Here is an 18,704-nt window from a genome sequence, read left to right on the forward strand (position 1 = left end):
GGGTGGTGCTCTTCTCCCGGCAGGGTGGGGCCACGGCTTTCCGGGCGATGGCTACGGCTTCTCGAAGCCGGCGCCCCGCAGGATCTTCTGCGCGGCGGGCGTGGAGAGCCACTTCACGAACGCGGTCGCGGCCTGCGCGTGCTCGGAGGTCTTCAGGGTGGCCGCGGGGTATTCGGCGATCGCGTTCTCGCCGTCGGGGATCTTGACCGCGTCGACCTTGTCGGCAGCGGTGGCCGCGTCGGTCTTGTAGACGAGCCCGGCATCGGCCTCGCCCAGTTCGACCTTGCTCAGGACCGCGCGGACGTTGGGTTCCTGCGAGACCGGCCGCACGTCGATGTCCTGGTCGTCCAGGATCTGCTTGCCGTAGCGGCCGACGGGCACCTCGGGCGCGGCGAGGACGACCTTCAGCTTGCTGTCGGAGAGGTCCTTCAGCTCGGCGACCTTCTTCGGGTTGCCCGCGCCGACCGCGATGACCAGACGGTTCCTGGCGATGACGGACGGCTTCCCGGTGTCGGCGCCGAGCCCGTCCATGGTCTTGGTGTCGGCGGTGACCAGCGCGTCGGCCGGGGCGCCCTGCTTGACCTGGGCGGCCAGTTCCTGCGAACCGGCGAAGGAGAAGTTGACCTTCGTGCCCGGGTGCTCCTTCTCGTACGCGGCACCCGCGGTCTTGAAGACATCGGTGAGCGAGGAGGCGGCGAGCACGGTGAGGTCGGCCTTCGGGGCGGCGGCGCCCGCGGGCTTCTTGCCGCTGTCGTCCTTGCCGTCGTCGTTGCCGCAGGCGGCGAGCGGCACGAGCAGAGCGGCCGTCAGTGCGGCGGCCGCGGCGCGGCGCCGGACGGGGGTGGGAGCGAGGGACATGAGCGAGAACTCCTAGAAGGCGGGCCGACGGCGCGGTCCGGCCCGTGGTGGCGGGCCCTGGGGTGCGGACCAGGGGTCAGGTGCGGTCGATGTGCACGCTGGTGGACTTCACGCGGGCGGTCGCCTGCATGCCGACCTCCAGACCGAGCTCCTCCACGGCCTCCCGGGTCAGGAGCGAGACGAGCCGGTGCGGACCTGCCTGGATCTCGACCTGGGCCGCGACGTCGCCGAGCTTCACGGCGGTGACGATGCCGGGAAAGGCGTTGCGGGCCGAGGTGTAGGGCACCTCTTCCTCACCGCCTGCTCCCTGCGTCTGCCCCTGCGCGACCTCGACGGAGAACGCGGCGAGATCACGGCCGTCGATGAGCCGGCGGCCGCCTTCGTCCCGGTGGGTGGCGACCCGCCCGGCGTCCGCCCAGCGACGAGCGGTGTCGGGGCTGACGCCGAGCAGGCGTGCCGCCTGTCCGATGGTGTAGGACTGCATGCGCGACACGATAGGCCGCATCACCTCGCATCTACAACACTTCTGGGCGTTCCTCCATGGCAGATGCGGACACCTTGGAGGAACGGTCAAGAGGTGGCCTGGGCGGCTTCAGGACGTGGCGTCGCCGCCGCGGAACACCGGCTCCCGCACCTGCGGCACCTGCTTCAGGCCGATGCCGAAGTGCGTGGCGTACGCGTCGAGCACGTCGGTGTCCGTGGCCAGTTCGGCGGTGTGGCGCTGCCCGGACTCCGTCGTGGTGAGGGTGCGGCCGCTGAGGGTGATCCGTCCGGTCTCGGTGAGCATCGAGCAGACCAGTGACCGCGTGAAGTGGGACCGGGGCGAGGTGCGGTGCCACCAGGCGCCGACGGTGAAGTCGCCGAGGGCGCGCGGGCGCCGGTCGACCACGTACTGCGCCTTGCCGTCCCTGCTGACGTCCAGGTCGCCTTCGGGCGTCTCGGTGACGCGGAAGGTACCGCCGGGGTCCTGCTGGTCACCGCGCTCGCCGTAGACCAGCGGGAAGTGGCTGTGGGTGCCGAAGCCGACGTCCGCGAGCAGTTCCTCGTCGTCGGAGGTGCGCACGTGCAACGCCAGGTGGTCGTAGGGAATCCCGGGCCGCCCTTCGGCGTCGTACACACGGGCCTGCAGCAGGGTCACCTGGTAGCCGAGTGCGGTGAGCAGCGCGGCGAAGGCGCCGTTGAGTTCGTAGCAGAAGCCGCCGCGGCGGGCGCCGACGACCTTCGCGACCAAGGAGTCCTCGGTGAGGTCGATGTCCTCGCCGAGGTGGATGGAGAGGTTCTCGAAGGGGACGGCGCGCAGGTGCGCGAGGTGCAGGTCGTGCAGGGCCCGCGCGGTGGGAGCGGCCGGGCGCTGGGCGCCGATGCGGCGCAGGTAGGCATCCGTCGTATCAAAATCCATGGGCGGATTCTCGCGCGTCCACGCATCATGGGCCTGCCCCCGTCGCACAGCCGTTGCCTCGGTGTCGCGGCGCTGCGGGGACCTCTGCTCCCGTACCGAAGGAACCAATGCCGGCCGAACCCGTTCCCTTCCGGACCTCCGTCTCCGACGACGTACTGAACGACCTGCGTACGCGCCTCGAGCGCACCCTCTTCACGCAGCCCTCCGACTCCGCGTACTGGGCGGCGGGCGTCGACCCCGGCTATCTGCGCGAACTCGTGGCCTACTGGGCGGACGGCTTCGACTGGCGCGCCGCCGAGGCCCGGCTCAACGCCTTTCCCCAGTACGTCGCCGAAGTCGCCGGACGACGCGTGCACTTCGTCCACCTGCGGGGCCGCCGCCTCGAAGGTGCCCCCGCGCCGCTGCCGCTGGTCCTGAGCCATGGCTGGCCCAGCAGCTTCGTGGAGATGCTGGCGGTCGCCGGGCGTCTCGCCGATCCGGGCGCGCACGGCGGCGACCCCGCCGACGCCTTCGACGTGGTGATCCCCTCGCTGCCCGGCTTCGTCCACTCCGAGCTGCCCCGCGAGCCGTTCACCCGCAGGGGCGTCGCCGAGATCTGGCACGAGCTGATGACCGGGACGCTGGGCCACGAACGCTTCGGGGCCTTCGGCGGAGACATCGGCGGCGGGGTCACGCAGTGGCTCGGCGCGCTCTATCCGCGGACCGTGGCCGGGGTGCACGTCACCTCCGCCGTGATCACGGAACAGTTCGACGCGGAGCCGCCGACCGCCGAGGAGCGGTCGTATCTCGACGCGCTGGCCGCGTACGACGCGGGCGACCAGGGCTACAGCGAGATCATGTGTACCCGGCCGGACACGATCGCCGCGGCCCTGATGGACTCGCCGGCGGGGCTCGTCGCCTGGATCGCCGACAAGTACCGCGACTGGAGCGACTGCGGCGGCGATCTCGAGACCCGCTGGGACAAGGACACGCTGCTCACCGTCGCGACCCTGTACTGGGCCACCGGCAGCATCGGCTCGTCCTTCCGGCAGTACTACGACTACCCCCGGAACAAGCCGGTGCCGCCCATCACCGTCCCCGGAGCCATCACCCTCAGCCATGAACCGGCCTTCGCGGACTACCCCAGGAGCCTGGCCGAGCGCACCTTCACCGACCTGCGCCACTGGAGCACCCCGAAGCGGGGCGGGCACTTCATGGCGCACGAGGAGCCCGAGCAGGTGGCCAGGGAGCTGCGGACCTTCTTCCGGCCGCTGAGGGGCTGATGGGGAGAAGCTGATCGGGGAGGCCACGCAGCGCCTGAGCGCATCGAGGGACGGCTTAGGTTAGGCTTAGCTAACTTGATGTTGTCGTGTGCTGGGCGTCGCGTGCGGCGCCCTGTGCTGGACCAGGAAGGCGGGGAACGATGCGGGTCCTCTTCGTGTGCGGGTGAGCGTGACCACGGGGGTGCCCGCGGCCGACGCGGCGCCCCGCAGGATCGCGGGCGCCGTGCCCCGCGTCGAGCGCGTCGCCGCCCGTGCCGCCGACGCCACCGAAGCCGAACGTGCCGTCATCCTGGAGGAGTTCTGGGCGGATGCCGCGCGCCGCGGCACCCCCCTGATCGAGGCTCTGGAGGGCGACCCGGACCACCGCGCCGTGACGTTCCTGTGGCGGGGCCACCGCGCCACCCGGCAGGTCCTGCTAGTCGCCGAGGGCATCGCGGACCGCACGGATCTCGCCGCCTCCCGGCTGAGCCCGCTGCCCGGTACGGACATCTGGCACCTCACCTACCGGTTGCGCGCCGACCACCGCGGCTCGTACCGCCTGGCGGCCGACATCTCGCCCGGCGAGCCGCCCGCGTCCGCCGAACTCCTCCAGCGGCGGCTGCTCTCCCTGTCCGCGCACGCCGCGCCCGACCCGCTCAACCGGCGCATGATGCCGGGGCGTTGGCCGGACCGCGACTTCTCCGTGTACGAACTCCCGCGGGCGCAAGCCCAGCCCCCGGCCGAGCGGCGCGCGGGTGTGCCCCGCGGGAGCGTCGAGCGGCACCGGCTGCCCGCCGGGGTGCTCGGCGCCGAGCGGGACGTGTGGGCGTACCTCCCGCCCGGCGGCCGGGCGGCCGAGCTGCCGGTGCTCGTGCTGAACGACGGCGACATGTGGTTCGGACGGCTCGCCTTCCAGGACACCCTGGACGCCCTCGTCGCCGATGGCGCCGTGCCGCCGCTCGCGGTCCTCGCGCCGGATGCCGTCGACAGGGCCACACGCACCCGGGAACTTGGCGCGCACGACAGCCATGTGCGCTTCCTCGCCGACGAACTGCTGCCGTGGGCGGCCGGCCGCCGGCCCCTCACCACCGACCCCGCGCGCACGCTCGTCGCGGGCCAGGGCCTCGGCGGACTGGCCTCCCTGTACGCGGGGCTCCTGCGGCCGGAACGGTTCGGCAACGTCCTTGCCCAGTCCGCGCCCGTCTCGGGTCTCGACGTCGGCGCCGCACGGCGCGTCACCGTGCGCCTGGACGCCGGACTGGGTGAGGAAGAAATTCTTGATCAAAATCGCGATCTGTACGAGACCCTGCGCTCGCGCGACTGCCGGGTGTCCCTGAACACCTACAACGGCGGTCATGACTGGGCCTGTTGGCGTGCAGTCCTGACCGAAGGGCTTGTGGGACTCCTGGGACACTGACCCGCCCGCACTGGCACACTGGTTCGCCCGCTCCGTGTCGCTGTTGGGCTGAACGGGTGAGGTCGCGTAAGAATGAGCCAGTGCAGATATCGAGTGCGAGCCAGGACGGGGTGGAGCGTTGAACAGCCACGACGTCACCGATGAACAGTGGGAAGGGCTCGCCCAGGTCGTACCGCTGCGCAGCCGCAACGAATGGCCGTCCTGGCCCGGCCACCGTGCGATGCCCGACGCGGAGACCGAGGCGCGGCGGCGTTTTGTGGTGATGCGGGTGAACATCTTCGCCGACGCCCGCGAGGTCGCCGAGACCGTGATGGCGCAGATCCCGGTCCTCCTCGACCTGACCGGGGCGGAGACGGAAGTCGCCAAGCGCGTACTGGACTTCAGCAGCGGTGTGGTCCTCGGCCTCGGCTGTGGGATGCACCGGGTCGACAAGAACGTCTTCCTCCTGGCGCCGCCCGGCACCGAGGTGCAGGGGCTCGTCGCGGCGGCACAGTCGTAGCGGAGTCCTGGCGGAGTCCTGCCGGATGCCCCCGCCGCGGGGCGCCTTCTGTGGAGGACACAGGAGTTCGGTGTTCCTGCGGAATCCCTCATTCGTAGGAAGGTCACTTGGGCAAAACGGTTCCCCGGAGCCGTGTCCGCCTACCGTCCCGGACATGACTGTGCACCTCCCGGAGGCGGGCGCCGGGCCACCGACGGGCCCGGACCGGAGCCGCGTCACCGAACTGCGTCTCTCGGCATTCGCCTCGCACCGGAGTGCCGTGTTCCCGCTCGGTCCGCTGACTGTCGTCGCGGGGCCGAGCGGGAGCGGGAAGACCACCGCACTCGTCGCGTACGAGGCGCTGGCGAGGCTCGGTGCGGGCGAGGAACTCGTCGACGTCTTCGCCGATCCCGTGGCCTGTGTGCCCGATCGCGCGCGGGGCGACGAACAGCACCGGCGCGGTTTCCGCATCGGCTGCACGGTCGACGGGCCCGTCGGGGCGGTGCGGCTCGACGTCGCCGTACAGGCCGAGCCCGAACTGCGCGTCGTGGGCGAGCGGCTGACCCGGGGCGGGCTCACCCTTCTGGAGACGGCGCTGCGCGATCCGGGCCGGCGGGCGGTGCAGGCCGCCTGGCACACGGCGGGCATGACGCCGGTGACGCGCGGCCCGCTGCCGGACGACCGGCTCGGCACGGCGCTGCTCCCGCTGCGGGTCGCGGGCAAGACCGAGGGACAGCGCCTGGTGCTCGCCGCGGCCGAGCAGATGGTGGTCGCCCTGCGCTCGGTGTTCCCGTGCGCTCCCCGGCCCGGCCTCATGCGCCTGCCCGTGCCTCCCGGACTGATCGGCGCGGGGCGCCTGTTGAGCGGCTGCGACAACCTCGCCGAGGTCCTTCTGCGTACGAGGGCGGAGTGCGGCCGGCGTCACGCGCGGCTGGTGAGCGCGGTACGGGCGGGGTGTGCGGGGCCGGTCGCGGACGTGCTCGCGGAGGTGGCCGACGACGGGTCGGTCCATGCGCTCATCGACCGGGGCGGCGGCATCAGGTCCCCCATCGGGCGGCTCGGGGACGGCGAGTTGCGGTATCTGGCGCTCGCCCTGGTGCTGCTCACCGGACCCGGGGTGCTCGAGGTGGACCCGGTGGCCGAGGTGCCGGCGGCCTACCAGAGCCTCACCGTGCTCGCCGACGGACTCGACCACTTCCTCGACCAGCGGCAGAAGCGCGCACTCGCCGAACTGGCGGCGTACACCTGCGGGCGCGGCCACATCCGCCTCGTCGGGACGGTGAGCGACGCGTCATGGGGCGCGCTGGTGGGCGGGGCCGCGATGGTAGACCTGGGGCGTGACGGAACTTGATGTAGCGGGACTGCAGCGCAGGCTGGCCGACTTCGCGGCGGAGCGGGACTGGGAGCAGTACCACACGCCGAAGAACCTGGCCGCCGCGCTGAGCGTGGAGGCGTCCGAACTGGTCGAGATCTTCCAGTGGTTGACCCCGGACGAGTCGGCACGGGTGATGGACGACCCGGAATCAGCGCACCGGGTGACGGACGAGGTCGCCGACGTGCTGGCCTATCTGCTGCAGTTCTGTGAGGTGCTCGGCATCGACGCGCTGGCGGCGCTCGACGCGAAGATCGACCGGAACGAGCGGCGTTTTCCCGCGAGGTGAGTCGACGATGCACGGTCCGCGGTCCCTCGGCGGTTCGCGGTCCGTGAGAGTCCGTGAGTCCTGTGCGTCGCAGATCTATGGTGCGTAGATTTGTCACTCTCTGGAGTGGACGCATTGTCCACAGTCGATAACTTGTCCACAGATTTCCGGGTTGCTCTGGCTTTTCGTCCCGCTGGCACTCACTCTGGGTAGTGAGCAAGGGAGTTCGGGCGAACGTGCGGTGGGTGTGCGCGCGGGATGGGTGGGGGTGCGCATGGAGGCGATGCGGCTCATCGAGGCGAGCAGGCACGCACTGGCGCGGAGCCAGGACCCCTTGGACATCGTTGCCGAGGTGTGGCAGTCCCAGGCCCTCGCGCAGGCGATCGGCAGCCGGCTCGCGATCGCCGGCCCTCCGGAGTTACGGGGGGAGGCGCTCGGCCTGAGCGAGGTCGGAGGCAGAGGCTGCGGGGTCCTGGTCGCCCCGGGCGTCGGTACGGAGGGGATCCGGGCGGCGCGGCTCACGGGCATCGGCCGGGCGCGCGAGGTGCTGCGGGGGCTCGACGAACTGCTCGGCGATGTGGGGATCGCGCTGGTCGGCGTGGCCATGGGCGCGGACGACGAGGGGGTGTACTGGCAGTGCATGGAAGCGATCGACGCCGCCGACGAGTCGAGGGACCGGGTGCTCGAGATGCTGCGCAGGCTCGCGGTGCGCGAACAGAGCCTGCCCGAGCCCGACTCGGCGGCGGGGTCGCCATGATCCGGGGGCGTGCCGGGAGCCGGGTGCGGTCGGCCGGGACGGGCGCCGGGGGAGTGCCGGTGCCGTCAGAAGCGGTTGGGCTCGTCGGCTGCTGGGGGACGAGGGGCGGGGGGCGTGGTGTCGCCGGCCGTCGTGGACTGCTGCAGATCCGCGTCGAGCTGGGTCAGGTCCGCGTTGAGCGCGGCCATCAGCTCCTCCATCTGCTGGAGCAGGCCCTTGGGTGGGCCATGCTGCTCGGGCACGGACGGTTCGCGCGCGGCCTCCTGCTCGGGTACGGCTTCCTGCGACATGGCGGCCTCCTCGGCCCTCGCCCTCCGGGCGGCGGAGGGCAGCTGATGCAAGCGACGCACCAGCAGCTGCCGCCGGCGCGGGTGCCGGGCGGTCCGGCTCCGCCCGAGCCAACGATCACCTGCGGCGGCGGGTCACTGGGGCGGGGCCACAGCGGATGCGGGGTTGACGGAATTTCACCCGGCCGGGGCGGCGCGCGACCGCGGGGGCCGGTGGAGTTGACGGGAGTGCGGCAAGGATCGACTCCACCGGCACGGCCGGGCCGCGGGGCGGCCGAGGCGCGGTCAGGTCAGCTGAGACATGACCTGCGAGGAGATCAGCTCCAGGTGGTCGACGTCGTCCAGGTCGAGGATCTGGAGGTACATGCGCTGCGAGCCGACGGCCTGGTAAGCGGCGATCCTCTCCACGACCTCGGCCGGGGAGCCCGCGAGCCCGTTCGCCTTCAGGTCCTCCACGTCGCGTCCGATCGCGTCGGCACGGCGCTTCACCTCCGCGTCCGTCTTCCCGACGCAGGCCACCAGGGCGTTGGAGTAGGTCAGGTCGTCCGCGTTGCGGCCGATCTCCTCCGCGGCGGCGCGCACGCGCTTGAACTGCTGCTCGGTATCGGCGAGAGAGGCAAAGGGAATGTTGAACTCGCTCGCGTAGCGGGCCGCGAGGGCGGGCGTCCGCTTGGCGCCGTGGCCGCCGATGAGTACGGGCACGCTGGGCTGCGCGGGCTTGGGAAGGGCGGGGGAATCGGAGAGCTGGTAGTAGGTCCCGTCAAAGGTGAAGCGCTCGCCGACCGGGGTGTTCCACAGGCCGGTGACGATGGCGAGTTGTTCCTCCAGGCGACCGAACTTCTCCTTCGGGAAGGGGATTCCGTACGCGGAGTGCTCGGCCTCGTACCACCCCGATCCGAGGCCGAGCTCGATGCGGCCGCCCGACATCTGGTCGACCTGCGCGACCTGGATCGCGAGGACGCCGGGCAGCCGGAAGGTGCCCGCGGTCATCAGGGTGCCGAGCCGGATCCGCCGGGTCTCACGGGCAAGTCCGGCGAGGGTGATCCAGGCGTCCGTCGGGCCGGGAAGACCGTCGGAGGAGCCCATCACGAGGTAGTGGTCGGAGCGGAAGAACGCGCTGTAGCCGAGGTCGTCGGTGGCCTTGGCGACGCGGAGAAGCGTCTCGTAGGTCGCACCCTGCTGCGGTTCGGTGAAGATTCGAAGGTCCATGCAGCCATTTTGCCCGGACGCCCGATTCGGGTTCAGTCGCCCGCAGGCCGTGTTGCGGCTCGTCCCCTCAGCTGCCTGAGGAGCCGCTCGGCCGTGTGGCGCGGGGAGCCGGAGGCTAGGCTTCGGCACTGGCTGTCCGGGCGAGGGGCCCGGGGACGGTGTCGGGGCAGGGGTTGGGGTCGAGATGGTCGCTGGCAGAGTTGTCCGGTTCGACGGCGCGCGGGGGTATGGGTTCATCGCCCCGGAGCACGGTGGGGAAGACGTGTTCCTGCACGCCAACGACCTGCTCATCCCGGAGCCCTTGGTGCACCCGGGGGCGCGGGTCGAGTTCGAGATCGAGGAGGGTGAGCGCGGGCCCAAGGCGTCTTCCGTCCGGCTCCCCGCGGGGGCGCAGGCGCAGACGCCGGCGCCGTTCGCGGGCGGCAGGGCCCAGGTGCCGCCGTCCGTCCAGGCGTCGGCCGTCGGGTTCGACGACGGTGAGGAGCCGACCTGCGATGTGCTCAGCGTCGCGGAGTACTCGTTCGAGGTGACCGAGCTGCTCCTGGAGACGGCTCCGTGGATGACCGGGGAGCAGATCAAACAGCTCCGCGAGCAACTGGTGCAGCACGGCAGGAGCCACGGCTGGGCGGAGGGCTGACGGACCACGAGGGCGGCGAAAACCCCTGAGTGAGTCAGTGATGTTCGCTGTACGGTCTAGAGGCGCGCTGGAGCCGCAACCCGTAAGTTTCCGCAGTTCAGATTGCGTTTCGAGGCATACCCGTGTTCCTGACGATCAGTACCTCCGGTACCCCTGAGAGCCCCGCGACCGACCTCGGATTCCTGCTGCACAAGCATCCCGACAAAGCGCAGCGGTTCTCCACGTCGTACGGCACCGCGCACGTCCTGTACCCCGAGGCGTCCGTGGAGCGCTGCACCGCCGCGCTGCTGCTCGAGGTGGACCCCGTGGCGCTGGTGCGGCGGGGCAAGGGCAAGGGGCGGGGCGGGGCACCTGATGCGGCGCTCGCCCAGTATGTGAACGACCGGCCCTACGCCGCTTCGTCGCTGCTCGCCGTTGCGCTCAGCGCGGTGTTCTCCAGTGCCATGCGCGGGGTGTGCAACGCGAGGCCCGAGCGGGCCGGGCAGCCGCTGCCGCTGCACGTCGAGGTGCCGGCGCTGCCGGCGCGTGGCGGCGCGGACCTGGTGCGCAAGCTGTTCGAGCCGCTGGGCTGGACGGTCACGGTGACGCGGGTGCCGCTGGACGAGCAGTTCCCCGAGTGGGGCGACTCGCGGTACGTCCACCTCGTACTCGACGTGCCCGACGGGAAGTTGACCCTCGGGGAGGCGCTCCGGCACCTCTATGTCCTTCTTCCGGTCCTCGACGACGCCAAGCACTACTGGGTCTCGTCGGACGAGGTCGACAAGCTGCTGCGTGCCGGTGAGGGCTGGCTCGCGGACCACCCGGAGCAGAAGGTCATCACCAGCCGCTATCTGGCGCGGCGCTGGTCGCTGACCAGGGAGGCCATGCATCGGCTCGAACTGGTGCGGCTTGCCGACGCGGACGACACGGACGTCGACGACCTCGACAACGCGGTCGACGACGAGAGCGCCGATCCGGATGCCGAGGAGGGCGCGGACAAGACCGTGCCGCTCGCCGTGCTGCGACGTGAGGCGATACTCGCGGCGCTGGAGGCGGCCGGGGCAGGGCGGGTGCTCGACCTCGGGTGCGGGCAGGGCCAGTTGGTGCAGGCGTTGCTCAAGGACACCCGGTTCACCGAGATCGCCGGTGTCGATGTGTCGATGCGGGCGCTGACCATCGCCTCGCGGCGGCTGAAGCTCGACCGCATGGGCGAGCGACAGGCCGAGCGCGTCAAGCTCTTCCAGGGCTCGCTCGCGTACACCGACAAGCGGCTCAAGGGGTATGACGCCGCTGTGCTCAGCGAGGTCATCGAGCACCTCGACGAGGAGCGGCTGCCCGCCCTCGAGTACGCGGTGTTCGGTTCCGCGCGGCCGCGCACCGTGCTCGTGACGACGCCGAACGTCGAGTACAACGTCCGCTGGGAGACGCTGCCAGCCGGGCATGTCCGGCACGGCGACCACCGGTTCGAGTGGACGCGCGAGGAGTTCCGGGGGTGGGCCGGGCAGGTGGCCGAACGGCACGGGTACGCCGTGGGGTTCGTGCCCGTCGGGGACGACGACCCCGAGGTGGGGCCGCCGACTCAGATGGCCGTCTTCACCCAGACCGACAAGGCCGACAGGACCGACAGGACCGACAAGAACGCGAAGGAGGTGCGGGCGGCATGACGAACGAAACCAGTAACAGCAGCGGCAACGCCAACACCAACCGTCCCGGCGCCGGCACCAGCACGGAAGCCGCTCACGCGGGACGCGTGCTGCCCGTCACCGACCTCTCCCTCGTCGTCCTCGTCGGCGCCACCGGCTCCGGCAAGTCCACCTTCGGCCGCAGGCACTTCAAGCCCACCGAGGTGCTCTCCAGCGACTTCTGCCGCGGCCTCGTCGCCGACGACGAGAACGACCAGGGCGCGAGCGGCGACGCCTTCGACGTGCTGCACTACATCGCGGGCAAGCGCCTCGCCGCGGGCCGGCGCACCGTCGTCGACGCGACGAACGTGCAGAGCGAGAGCCGCAAGCAGCTGATCGACCTCGCCAGGCAGTACGACGTCCTGCCCATCGCCATCGTCCTGGACGTGCCCGAGGAGGTCTGCGCCGCGCGCAACGCACAGCGCGCCGACCGGGCGGGCATGCCCCGCCGCGTCATCCAGCGCCACCAGCGTGAACTGCGGCGCTCGCTCAAGCACTTGGAGCGCGAAGGGTTCAGGAAGGTCCACGTCCTCAGGGGTGTGGAGGAGGTCGACCTCGCCACCATCGTCACCGAGAAGCGCTACAACGACCTCTCGCACCTCACCGGCCCCTTCGACATCATCGGCGACATCCACGGCTGCGCCTCCGAGCTGGAGACCCTGCTCGGCAAGCTCGGCTACGTCGACGGCACGCACCCCGAGGGGCGTACGGCCGTGTTCGTCGGCGACCTCGTCGACCGCGGCCCGGACTCCCCGGGCGTGCTGCGCCGCGTGATGTCGATGGTCGGCGAGGGCACCGCCCTGTGCGTACCGGGCAACCACGAGAACAAGCTCAGCCGTTACCTCAAGGGCCGCAAGGTCCAGCACACCCACGGACTCGCCGAGACCGTCGAACAGTTGGAGGCCGAGAGCGAGGAGTTCCGCGCGAGCGTAAGAACGTTCGTGGACGGCCTCGTCTCGCACTACGTCCTGGACCGGGGCAAACTCGTCGTCTGCCACGCGGGCCTGCCCGAGAAGTACCACGGGCGTACGTCGGGCCGGGTGCGCTCGCACGCGCTGTACGGCGACACGACCGGCGAGACCGACGAGTTCGGGCTGCCCGTGCGCTATCCGTGGGCGGAGGACTATCGCGGCAGCGCCGCCGTGGTCTACGGCCACACCCCCGTGCCGACCGCGACCTGGCTGAACAACACCATCTGCCTGGACACCGGTGCCGTCTTCGGCGGCAGCCTCACCGCGCTGCGCTGGCCGGAGCGCGAACTGGTCGACGTACCGGCGGAGCGGGTCTGGTACGAACCGGCCAAGCCGCTGCGCACCGAGGCGCCCGGCGGTCACGACGGGCGCCCGCTCGACCTGAACGACGTGCACGGCCGCCGCGCCGTGGAGACACGGCACGCGGGACGTGTCGCGGTGCGCGAGGAGAACGCGGCGGCGGCCCTCGAGGTCATGAGCCGGTTCGCCGTCGACCCGCGGCTCCTTCCGTACCTCCCGCCGACGATGGCGCCCACCGCGACATCGCAGCGTGAGGGCTACCTGGAGCACCCGGCGGAGGCCTTCGCGTCGTACGCCGGTGACGGAGTCGGCAGGGTCGTGTGCGAGGAGAAGCACATGGGCTCGCGCGCCGTGGCCCTGGTGTGCCGTGACGCGGACGTGGCCCGCGAGCGCTTCGGCGTGGACGGTCCGACCGGCTCGCTCTGCACCCGCACAGGCCGCCCCTTCCTGGACGACGCGAAGGTCACCGAGGAGATACTCGGGCGGCTGCGCGCCGCCGTCACCGAGGCGGGCCTGTGGCAGGAGCTCGACACGGACTGGCTGCTGCTCGACGCGGAGTTGATGCCCTGGTCGCTGAAGGCCTCCGGCCTGCTCCGTACCCAGTACGCGGCTGTGGGCGCCGCGTCCCGAGCCGTCTTCCCCGGTGCGATCGCCGCCCTGGAAGCGGCGACGGCCCGCGGCGTGGACACCGGAGGGCTCCTGGCGAAGCAGCGGGAACGAGCCGTGGACGCAGCCGCGTTCACGGACGCCTACCGCCGCTACTGCTGGCCGACCGAGGGCCTGGAGGGCGTGCGTCTCGCGCCGTTCCAGATCCTGGCCGTCCAGGGCCGCAGCCTCGCCGCTCTCCCGCACGACGAACAGCTCGGCCTGATCGACCGCATGGTGGAGCACGACGGCACCGGACTGCTGCAGACCACCCGGCGGCTCTATGTCGACACGGGAGACGAGGCATCGGTCCAGGCAGGCATCGACTGGTGGCTGGAGATGACCAGCCGCGGCGGCGAGGGCATGGTCGTCAAGCCGGTCGAGGCGCTGGTCAGGGACGCGAAGGGCAGGATCGTGCAGCCCGGCATCAAGTGCCGCGGCCGCGAGTACCTCCGGATCATCTACGGCCCCGAGTACACCCGCCCCGACCACCTCGACAAGCTGCGCAACCGGTTCCTGGGCCACAAGCGCTCGCTGGCGATCCGTGAGTACGCCCTCGGCCTCGAGGCCCTGGACCGCCTCGCGGCCGGCGAACCGCTGTGGCGCGTGCACGAGGCGGTGTTCGCGGTCCTGGCCCTGGAGTCGGAACCGGTGGACCCGCGGCTCTAGGAGACAGCCCGCGGCTCTGGGAGACAGCCCGCGGCTCTGGGAGACAGCGGGCCTCCTTTGGCCAACAGCGGGCGTCGGCCGTCCGGCAGGGGAAAGATGGACCCCATGGGATTCCATGTCGACTCCGAGGCCGGGCGGCTGCGCCGCGTGATCCTGCACCGCCCTGATCTGGAGCTCAAGCGGCTCACGCCGACCAACAAGGACGCGTTGCTCTTCGACGACGTCCTGTGGGTCCGCAGGGCGCGCCAGGAACATGACGGATTCGCCGACGTGCTGCGTGACCGCGGGGTGGCCGTCCACCTCTTCGGCGACCTGCTGACCGAGGCGATGGACGTGCCCGGGGCGCGCCTGCTCGTGCTCGACCGGGTCTTCGACGAGAAGGAGTACGGCCCGCTGGCGACGGACCATCTGCGGGCCGCCTTCGAGACGTTGCCGTCCGCCGAGCTCGCCGAAGCGCTGATCGGCGGGATGACGAAGCGGGAGTTCCTGGAGCGCCATCCCGAGCCGACGTCCGTGCGTTTCCACTGCATGGACCTGGACGACTTCCTGCTCGGTCCGCTGCCCAACCACCTCTTCACGCGCGACACCTCGGCGTGGATATACGACGGCGTCTCCATCAACGCGATGCGCTGGCCCGCGCGGCAGCGCGAGACCGTGCACTTCGAGGCGATCTACCAGCACCACCCGCTCTTCCGGGCCGAGGAATTCCACACGTGGTCCCGGGGGCAGTCGGACTACCCCTCCACCATCGAGGGCGGCGACGTCCTGGTGATCGGCCGGGGCGCGGTCCTCATCGGCATGAGCGAACGCACCACGCCGCAGGCCGTCGAGATGCTCGCGCACAAGCTCTTCGCGGCGGGCTCCGCGCAGACGATCGTGGCCCTGGACATGCCGAAGAGACGCGCGTTCATGCATCTCGACACGGTGATGACGATGGTCGACAGCGACACCTTCACGCAGTACGCGGGCCTGGGCATGCTGCGCTCGTACACCATCGAGCCGGGCGTCGACGGGCGGGAGCTGAAGGTCACCGACCATCCGCCCGAGCACATGCACCGGGCGATCGCGGCGGCTCTCGGGCTGCCCGGTATCCGGGTCCTCACCGCCACGCAGGACGTGCACGCGGCCGAGCGGGAGCAGTGGGACGACGGCTGCAACGTGCTGGCGGTCGAGCCGGGCGTCGTCGTGGCGTACGAGAGGAACTCGACCACGAACACGCATCTGCGCAAGGAGGGCATCGAGGTGATCGAGATCCGGGGCAGCGAGCTGGGGCGGGGCCGGGGCGGTCCGCGGTGCATGAGCTGCCCGGTGCAGCGGGATGCCGTCGACTGAGCGGGTGCGCGGCAGATGTTCGGGTGGGGTGCGCGGCAGCAGCCCGTGCGGGACGGCCGGGCCCGCGCGAGAATGGGGACTGTATAGAAATGTGGAGCGTCGTATAGACTTCCAGTGTCCCCTTACGCGTACCCCTGGAGCGCCATCATGGCCATCGACCTCACCGGCCGCCACTTCCTGAAGGAGCTGGACTTCACCGCCGAGGAGTTCCGCGGCCTGATCGATCTTGCCGCCGAGCTGAAGGCGGCCAAGAAGGCGGGGACCGAGACGCAGAGCCTGCGCGGCAAGAACATCGCGCTGATCTTCGAGAAGTCCTCCACGCGGACGCGCTGCTCCTTCGAGGTGGCCGCCGCCGACCAGGGTGCGTCGACGACCTACCTCGACCCGGCCGGATCCCACATCGGCAGCAAGGAGTCCGTGAAGGACACCGCCCGGGTGCTCGGCCGGATGTTCGACGCCATCGAGTTCCGCGGTGACGCGCAGTCCACGGTCGAGGAGCTCGGCGCCCACGCGGGCGTGCCCGTCTACAACGGCCTGACCGACGACTGGCACCCCACCCAGATGCTCGCCGACATGCTCACGATGACCGAGCACAGCGCGAAGCCCCTCACCGAGATCGCCTTCGCCTACCTAGGTGACGCCCGTCTCAACATGGGCAACTCGTACCTGATCACCGCGGCGCTCCTCGGCATGGACGTCCGCATCGTCGCCCCCAAGGCCTACTGGCCCGCCGACGAGGTCGTCGCCCAGGCACGCAAGCTCGCCGAGGGCAGCGGCGCGCGCATCACGCTCAGCGAGGACGTCGCCGAGGGCGTCGCCGGCGCGGACTTCGTCGTGACCGACGTCTGGGTGTCCATGGGTGAGCCCAAGGAGGTCTGGGACGAGCGCATAGCGGCGCTCGGGCCGTACGCCGTGACCATGGACGTCCTGCGCGCCACGGGCAACGCCGACGTGAAGTTCATGCACTGCCTCCCCGCCTTCCACGACCTGGGCACGAAGGTCGGCCGCGAGATCCACGCCCGGCACGGTCTAAGCTCTCTCGAGGTCACCGACGAGGTCTTCGAGTCGGCGCACTCCGTCGTCTTCGACGAGGCGGAGAACAGGCTCCACACGATCAAGGCCGTCCTCGTGGCCACACTCGCCTGAACGCGTCACAGCACGCTCACACTGGTGGGGCCGGGGAACACCTTCCCCCGGCCCCGCTTCTTTGCGGCACACCCCAGCCGCGACCCAGCACCACCGAAATGAGAACCACCGCATGCGCTCGACCGGTCCGGCAGGACTCCGCATCAAGTCCCCCGAACTCCTCGTCGCCGAATCGGGCGCCGACCTGGAAGGCCACGGCCTCAAGCGCACCATGGGGCTCTTCCAGCTCGTGTGCTTCGGCGTCGGCGCGATCGTCGGCACCGGCATCTTCGTCGGCCTTTCCGACAGCGTCGCCGAGGCGGGCCCCGCGGTCGCCGTCTCGTACTTCCTGGCCGCCGTCACCTGCATCTTCACCGCCTTCTCGTTCGCCGAGCTGGGCGGCGCGATCCCGGTCTCCGGCAGCTCGTACTCCTTCGCCTACGCCTCGCTCGGCGAGCGCACCGCGTTCCTCGTCGGGTGGTGCCTGCTCCTGGAGTACGGCGTCTCCGTGTCCGCCGTGGCGGTGGGCTGGAGCCAGTACCTGAACGAGCTGCTCGAAAGCCTCACCGGCTGGCACCTGCCCGACGCGCTCTCCGCCGGACCCGGCGAGGGCGGCGTCGTGAACCTGCCCGCCGTCGTCGTGATCCTGCTGGCCGCCGTACTGCTCGTACGCGGCATCCGCGAGAGCGCGCGGGCAACGGCCGCCATGGCCATGCTCAAGATCGGCATCCTGCTGCTGTTCCTCGCGATCGCGTTCACCGCGTTCAAGGCCGGCAACCTCACCCCCTTCGCGGGCGCCGGAGCCTCGGGCATCACCGCGGGCGCCTCGCTCGCCTTCTTCTCGTTCATCGGCTTCGACGCGATCACCACGGCGGGCGAAGAGGTCAAGAACCCCCGCCGCAACATCCCGATCGCCATCCTGATCTGCATCGGAGTCGCCACGCTGCTGTACGTCGCCGTCGCCATCGGGGCGATCGGCGCACTGGGCGCCGACGCGGTCGCCGACAAGCCCGCCGCGCTCTCGCTGGTCGTCGACCAGGTCACCGACTCGGCGGTCGGCGGCGGCATCATCGCCTTCGGCGCCGTCGTGGCCATCGCGTCCGTCGTCCTCGCCGTGATGTACGGGCAGACCCGCATCCTGATGTCGATGTCCCGCGACGGGCTCATCCCGCGCGTCTTCGAGCGGGTGTCGCCGAAGACGTCGACGCCGGTCGCCAACACCTGGATCGTCGCCGCGGTCTTCGCCGTCCCCGCCGCCTTCTCGTCGCTCGACGTGGTGGTCAACCTGACGACCATCGGCACCCTGGCGATCATGGTCGTGGTGAATGTCGCGGTGCTCGCGCTGCGCCGCTCGGCGCCGGAGCTGAAGCGCACCTTCCGGGTGCCGCTGTACCCGGTGAGCCCGGTTCTGGGCGTGGGTTTCTGCCTCTACCTGATCTGGGGGACGGGCTGGACGACGTGGGTGCAGTTCGCCGTGTTCCTGGTCGTCGGCTCCCTGGTGTACGCGCTGTACGGGCGCCGTCACTCCCGGCTCGGCAAGGCCGCCGAGGCCGAGGCCGAGCCGGCTACGCCGCGGGGAGCGTGAACCAGACCGCCTTGCCGGAGCCGGTCGGGCGGTGACCGCAGGACGAGCTGAGGGTGCGGATCAGGAGCAGGCCGCGCCCGTGCTCCTGCCAGGGGTCGGGCTCGCTCATCGGCGCGGGATCGCTGAGATCGCCGGGCGGCAGCGGGTTCGAGTCGTGGACCTCGACCTGGCAGCCGGACGGCAGGAGCTCGATGACGAGCTCTATCGGCTCGTGCCCCGACGTGTGCTCCACCGCGTTGGCCACCAGCTCGGCCGTGAGCAGCTCGGCGGTATCGCTGTCGGCGGACGACTCGATCTCCGCGAGTGCGGTACGCACCAGCGCGCGGGCGATCGGTACTGCCGCGGTGGTGTGCGGCAGCGCGATGCGCCACGAGGTGGGAGCGGAGGGTTCTGGCAAGGCGGGTCCGTTCAGGGAAGCAGGCGATCCTGCTTTCAACCGTACGAATCTTAAGCGCTATGTCGACAGGGTCGACGGTCGGGCATTTCCGGGACG

At 71.0% G+C, this 18,704-nt stretch carries 18 protein-coding genes; 12 read left to right on the top strand and 6 right to left on the bottom strand.

Annotation, left to right across the window (positions count from 1 at the left end; all coding sequences use genetic code 11):
- Window positions 1-51: 51 nt before the first annotated feature.
- From modA to ACWD02_RS18020, 3 genes are all read right to left on the bottom strand, one after another.
- Window positions 52-858 carry a molybdate ABC transporter substrate-binding protein gene (gene modA, locus ACWD02_RS18010; protein ID WP_451211181.1) on the bottom strand — a complete coding sequence of 269 codons (807 nt, stop codon included), beginning with the start codon at window positions 856-858 and terminating at the stop codon, window positions 52-54.
- A gap of 76 nt (window positions 859-934) precedes the next feature.
- Window positions 935-1,342, bottom strand: coding sequence for a TOBE domain-containing protein (locus tag ACWD02_RS18015; RefSeq protein WP_451211184.1), 408 nt, complete (start codon window positions 1,340-1,342; stop codon window positions 935-937).
- Between the two features lie 108 nt (window positions 1,343-1,450).
- A complete protein-coding gene (locus tag ACWD02_RS18020; RefSeq protein WP_451211187.1) occupies window positions 1,451-2,257 on the bottom strand; it encodes an arylamine N-acetyltransferase family protein in 807 nt (268 codons plus the stop codon).
- A 107-nt stretch (window positions 2,258-2,364) separates the two neighbouring features.
- On the opposite strand from ACWD02_RS18020, the gene ACWD02_RS18025 reads away from it, so the two are divergent.
- From ACWD02_RS18025 to ACWD02_RS18050, 6 genes are all read left to right on the top strand, one after another.
- Window positions 2,365-3,519 carry an epoxide hydrolase family protein gene (locus ACWD02_RS18025; RefSeq protein ID WP_451211190.1) on the top strand — a complete coding sequence of 385 codons (1,155 nt, stop codon included), beginning with the start codon at window positions 2,365-2,367 and terminating at the stop codon, window positions 3,517-3,519.
- Window positions 3,520-3,682: 163 nt separating this feature from the next.
- A complete protein-coding gene (locus ACWD02_RS18030; RefSeq protein WP_451211193.1) occupies window positions 3,683-4,915 on the top strand; it encodes an enterochelin esterase domain-containing protein in 1,233 nt (410 codons plus the stop codon).
- A 118-nt stretch (window positions 4,916-5,033) separates the two neighbouring features.
- On the top strand, window positions 5,034-5,414 hold the full coding sequence (locus tag ACWD02_RS18035; RefSeq protein ID WP_160507707.1) for a cell division protein SepF: 381 nt from the start codon (window positions 5,034-5,036) through the stop codon (window positions 5,412-5,414).
- A 154-nt stretch (window positions 5,415-5,568) separates the two neighbouring features.
- A complete protein-coding gene (locus tag ACWD02_RS18040; protein ID WP_451211196.1) occupies window positions 5,569-6,744 on the top strand; it encodes an ATP-binding protein in 1,176 nt (391 codons plus the stop codon).
- Window positions 6,731-7,054, top strand: coding sequence for a nucleotide pyrophosphohydrolase (locus ACWD02_RS18045; protein WP_451211198.1), 324 nt, complete (start codon window positions 6,731-6,733; stop codon window positions 7,052-7,054). The genes ACWD02_RS18040 and ACWD02_RS18045 overlap by 14 nt, the downstream gene beginning before the upstream one ends.
- 253 nt (window positions 7,055-7,307) lie before the next feature.
- Window positions 7,308-7,790: a DUF6099 family protein gene (locus tag ACWD02_RS18050; protein ID WP_451211200.1), complete on the top strand. Its 483-nt coding sequence runs from the start codon at window positions 7,308-7,310 to the stop codon at window positions 7,788-7,790.
- A gap of 65 nt (window positions 7,791-7,855) precedes the next feature.
- Here ACWD02_RS18050 and ACWD02_RS18055 read toward each other — a convergent pair whose 3' ends face one another.
- The gene (locus ACWD02_RS18055; RefSeq protein ID WP_451211203.1) at window positions 7,856-8,080 is read right to left on the bottom strand and encodes a hypothetical protein; all 225 of its coding nucleotides are present in this window, start codon (window positions 8,078-8,080) and stop codon (window positions 7,856-7,858) included.
- 282 nt (window positions 8,081-8,362) lie between these two features.
- Window positions 8,363-9,286, bottom strand: a complete 924-nt coding sequence (locus ACWD02_RS18060) for an LLM class F420-dependent oxidoreductase (protein WP_451211206.1) — start codon at window positions 9,284-9,286, stop codon at window positions 8,363-8,365.
- Between the two features lie 184 nt (window positions 9,287-9,470).
- Here ACWD02_RS18060 and ACWD02_RS18065 point away from each other — a divergent pair, with 184 nt between their 5' ends.
- The 6 genes from ACWD02_RS18065 (at window position 9,471) to ACWD02_RS18090 (ending at window position 18,211) form a co-directional block, all read left to right on the top strand.
- Window positions 9,471-9,923, top strand: coding sequence for a cold-shock protein (locus tag ACWD02_RS18065; RefSeq protein ID WP_451211209.1), 453 nt, complete (start codon window positions 9,471-9,473; stop codon window positions 9,921-9,923).
- 122 nt (window positions 9,924-10,045) lie between these two features.
- Entirely contained in the window at window positions 10,046-11,566 is a 1,521-nt protein-coding gene (locus ACWD02_RS18070) for a 3' terminal RNA ribose 2'-O-methyltransferase Hen1 (protein ID WP_451211212.1), read from the top strand.
- Window positions 11,563-14,169 carry a polynucleotide kinase-phosphatase gene (locus ACWD02_RS18075; protein ID WP_451211215.1) on the top strand — a complete coding sequence of 869 codons (2,607 nt, stop codon included), beginning with the start codon at window positions 11,563-11,565 and terminating at the stop codon, window positions 14,167-14,169. The genes ACWD02_RS18070 and ACWD02_RS18075 overlap by 4 nt, the downstream gene beginning before the upstream one ends.
- A gap of 105 nt (window positions 14,170-14,274) precedes the next feature.
- Window positions 14,275-15,501 (top strand): arginine deiminase, encoded by a 1,227-nt coding sequence (locus ACWD02_RS18080; RefSeq protein ID WP_451211218.1) that lies wholly within the window; start codon window positions 14,275-14,277, stop codon window positions 15,499-15,501.
- Between the two features lie 147 nt (window positions 15,502-15,648).
- A complete protein-coding gene (gene argF, locus ACWD02_RS18085; protein ID WP_451211220.1) occupies window positions 15,649-16,647 on the top strand; it encodes an ornithine carbamoyltransferase in 999 nt (332 codons plus the stop codon).
- A 112-nt stretch (window positions 16,648-16,759) separates the two neighbouring features.
- Window positions 16,760-18,211, top strand: a complete 1,452-nt coding sequence (locus ACWD02_RS18090; protein WP_451211223.1) for an amino acid permease — start codon at window positions 16,760-16,762, stop codon at window positions 18,209-18,211.
- Here the strand turns inward: ACWD02_RS18090 and ACWD02_RS18095 are convergent.
- The gene (locus tag ACWD02_RS18095; protein WP_451212039.1) at window positions 18,192-18,623 is read right to left on the bottom strand and encodes an ATP-binding protein; all 432 of its coding nucleotides are present in this window, start codon (window positions 18,621-18,623) and stop codon (window positions 18,192-18,194) included. The two genes, ACWD02_RS18090 and ACWD02_RS18095, sit on opposite strands and share 20 nt — an antisense overlap.
- Between the last annotated feature and the right edge of the window lie 81 nt (window positions 18,624-18,704).

The organism is Streptomyces sp. NPDC002853 (assembly GCF_053591915.1).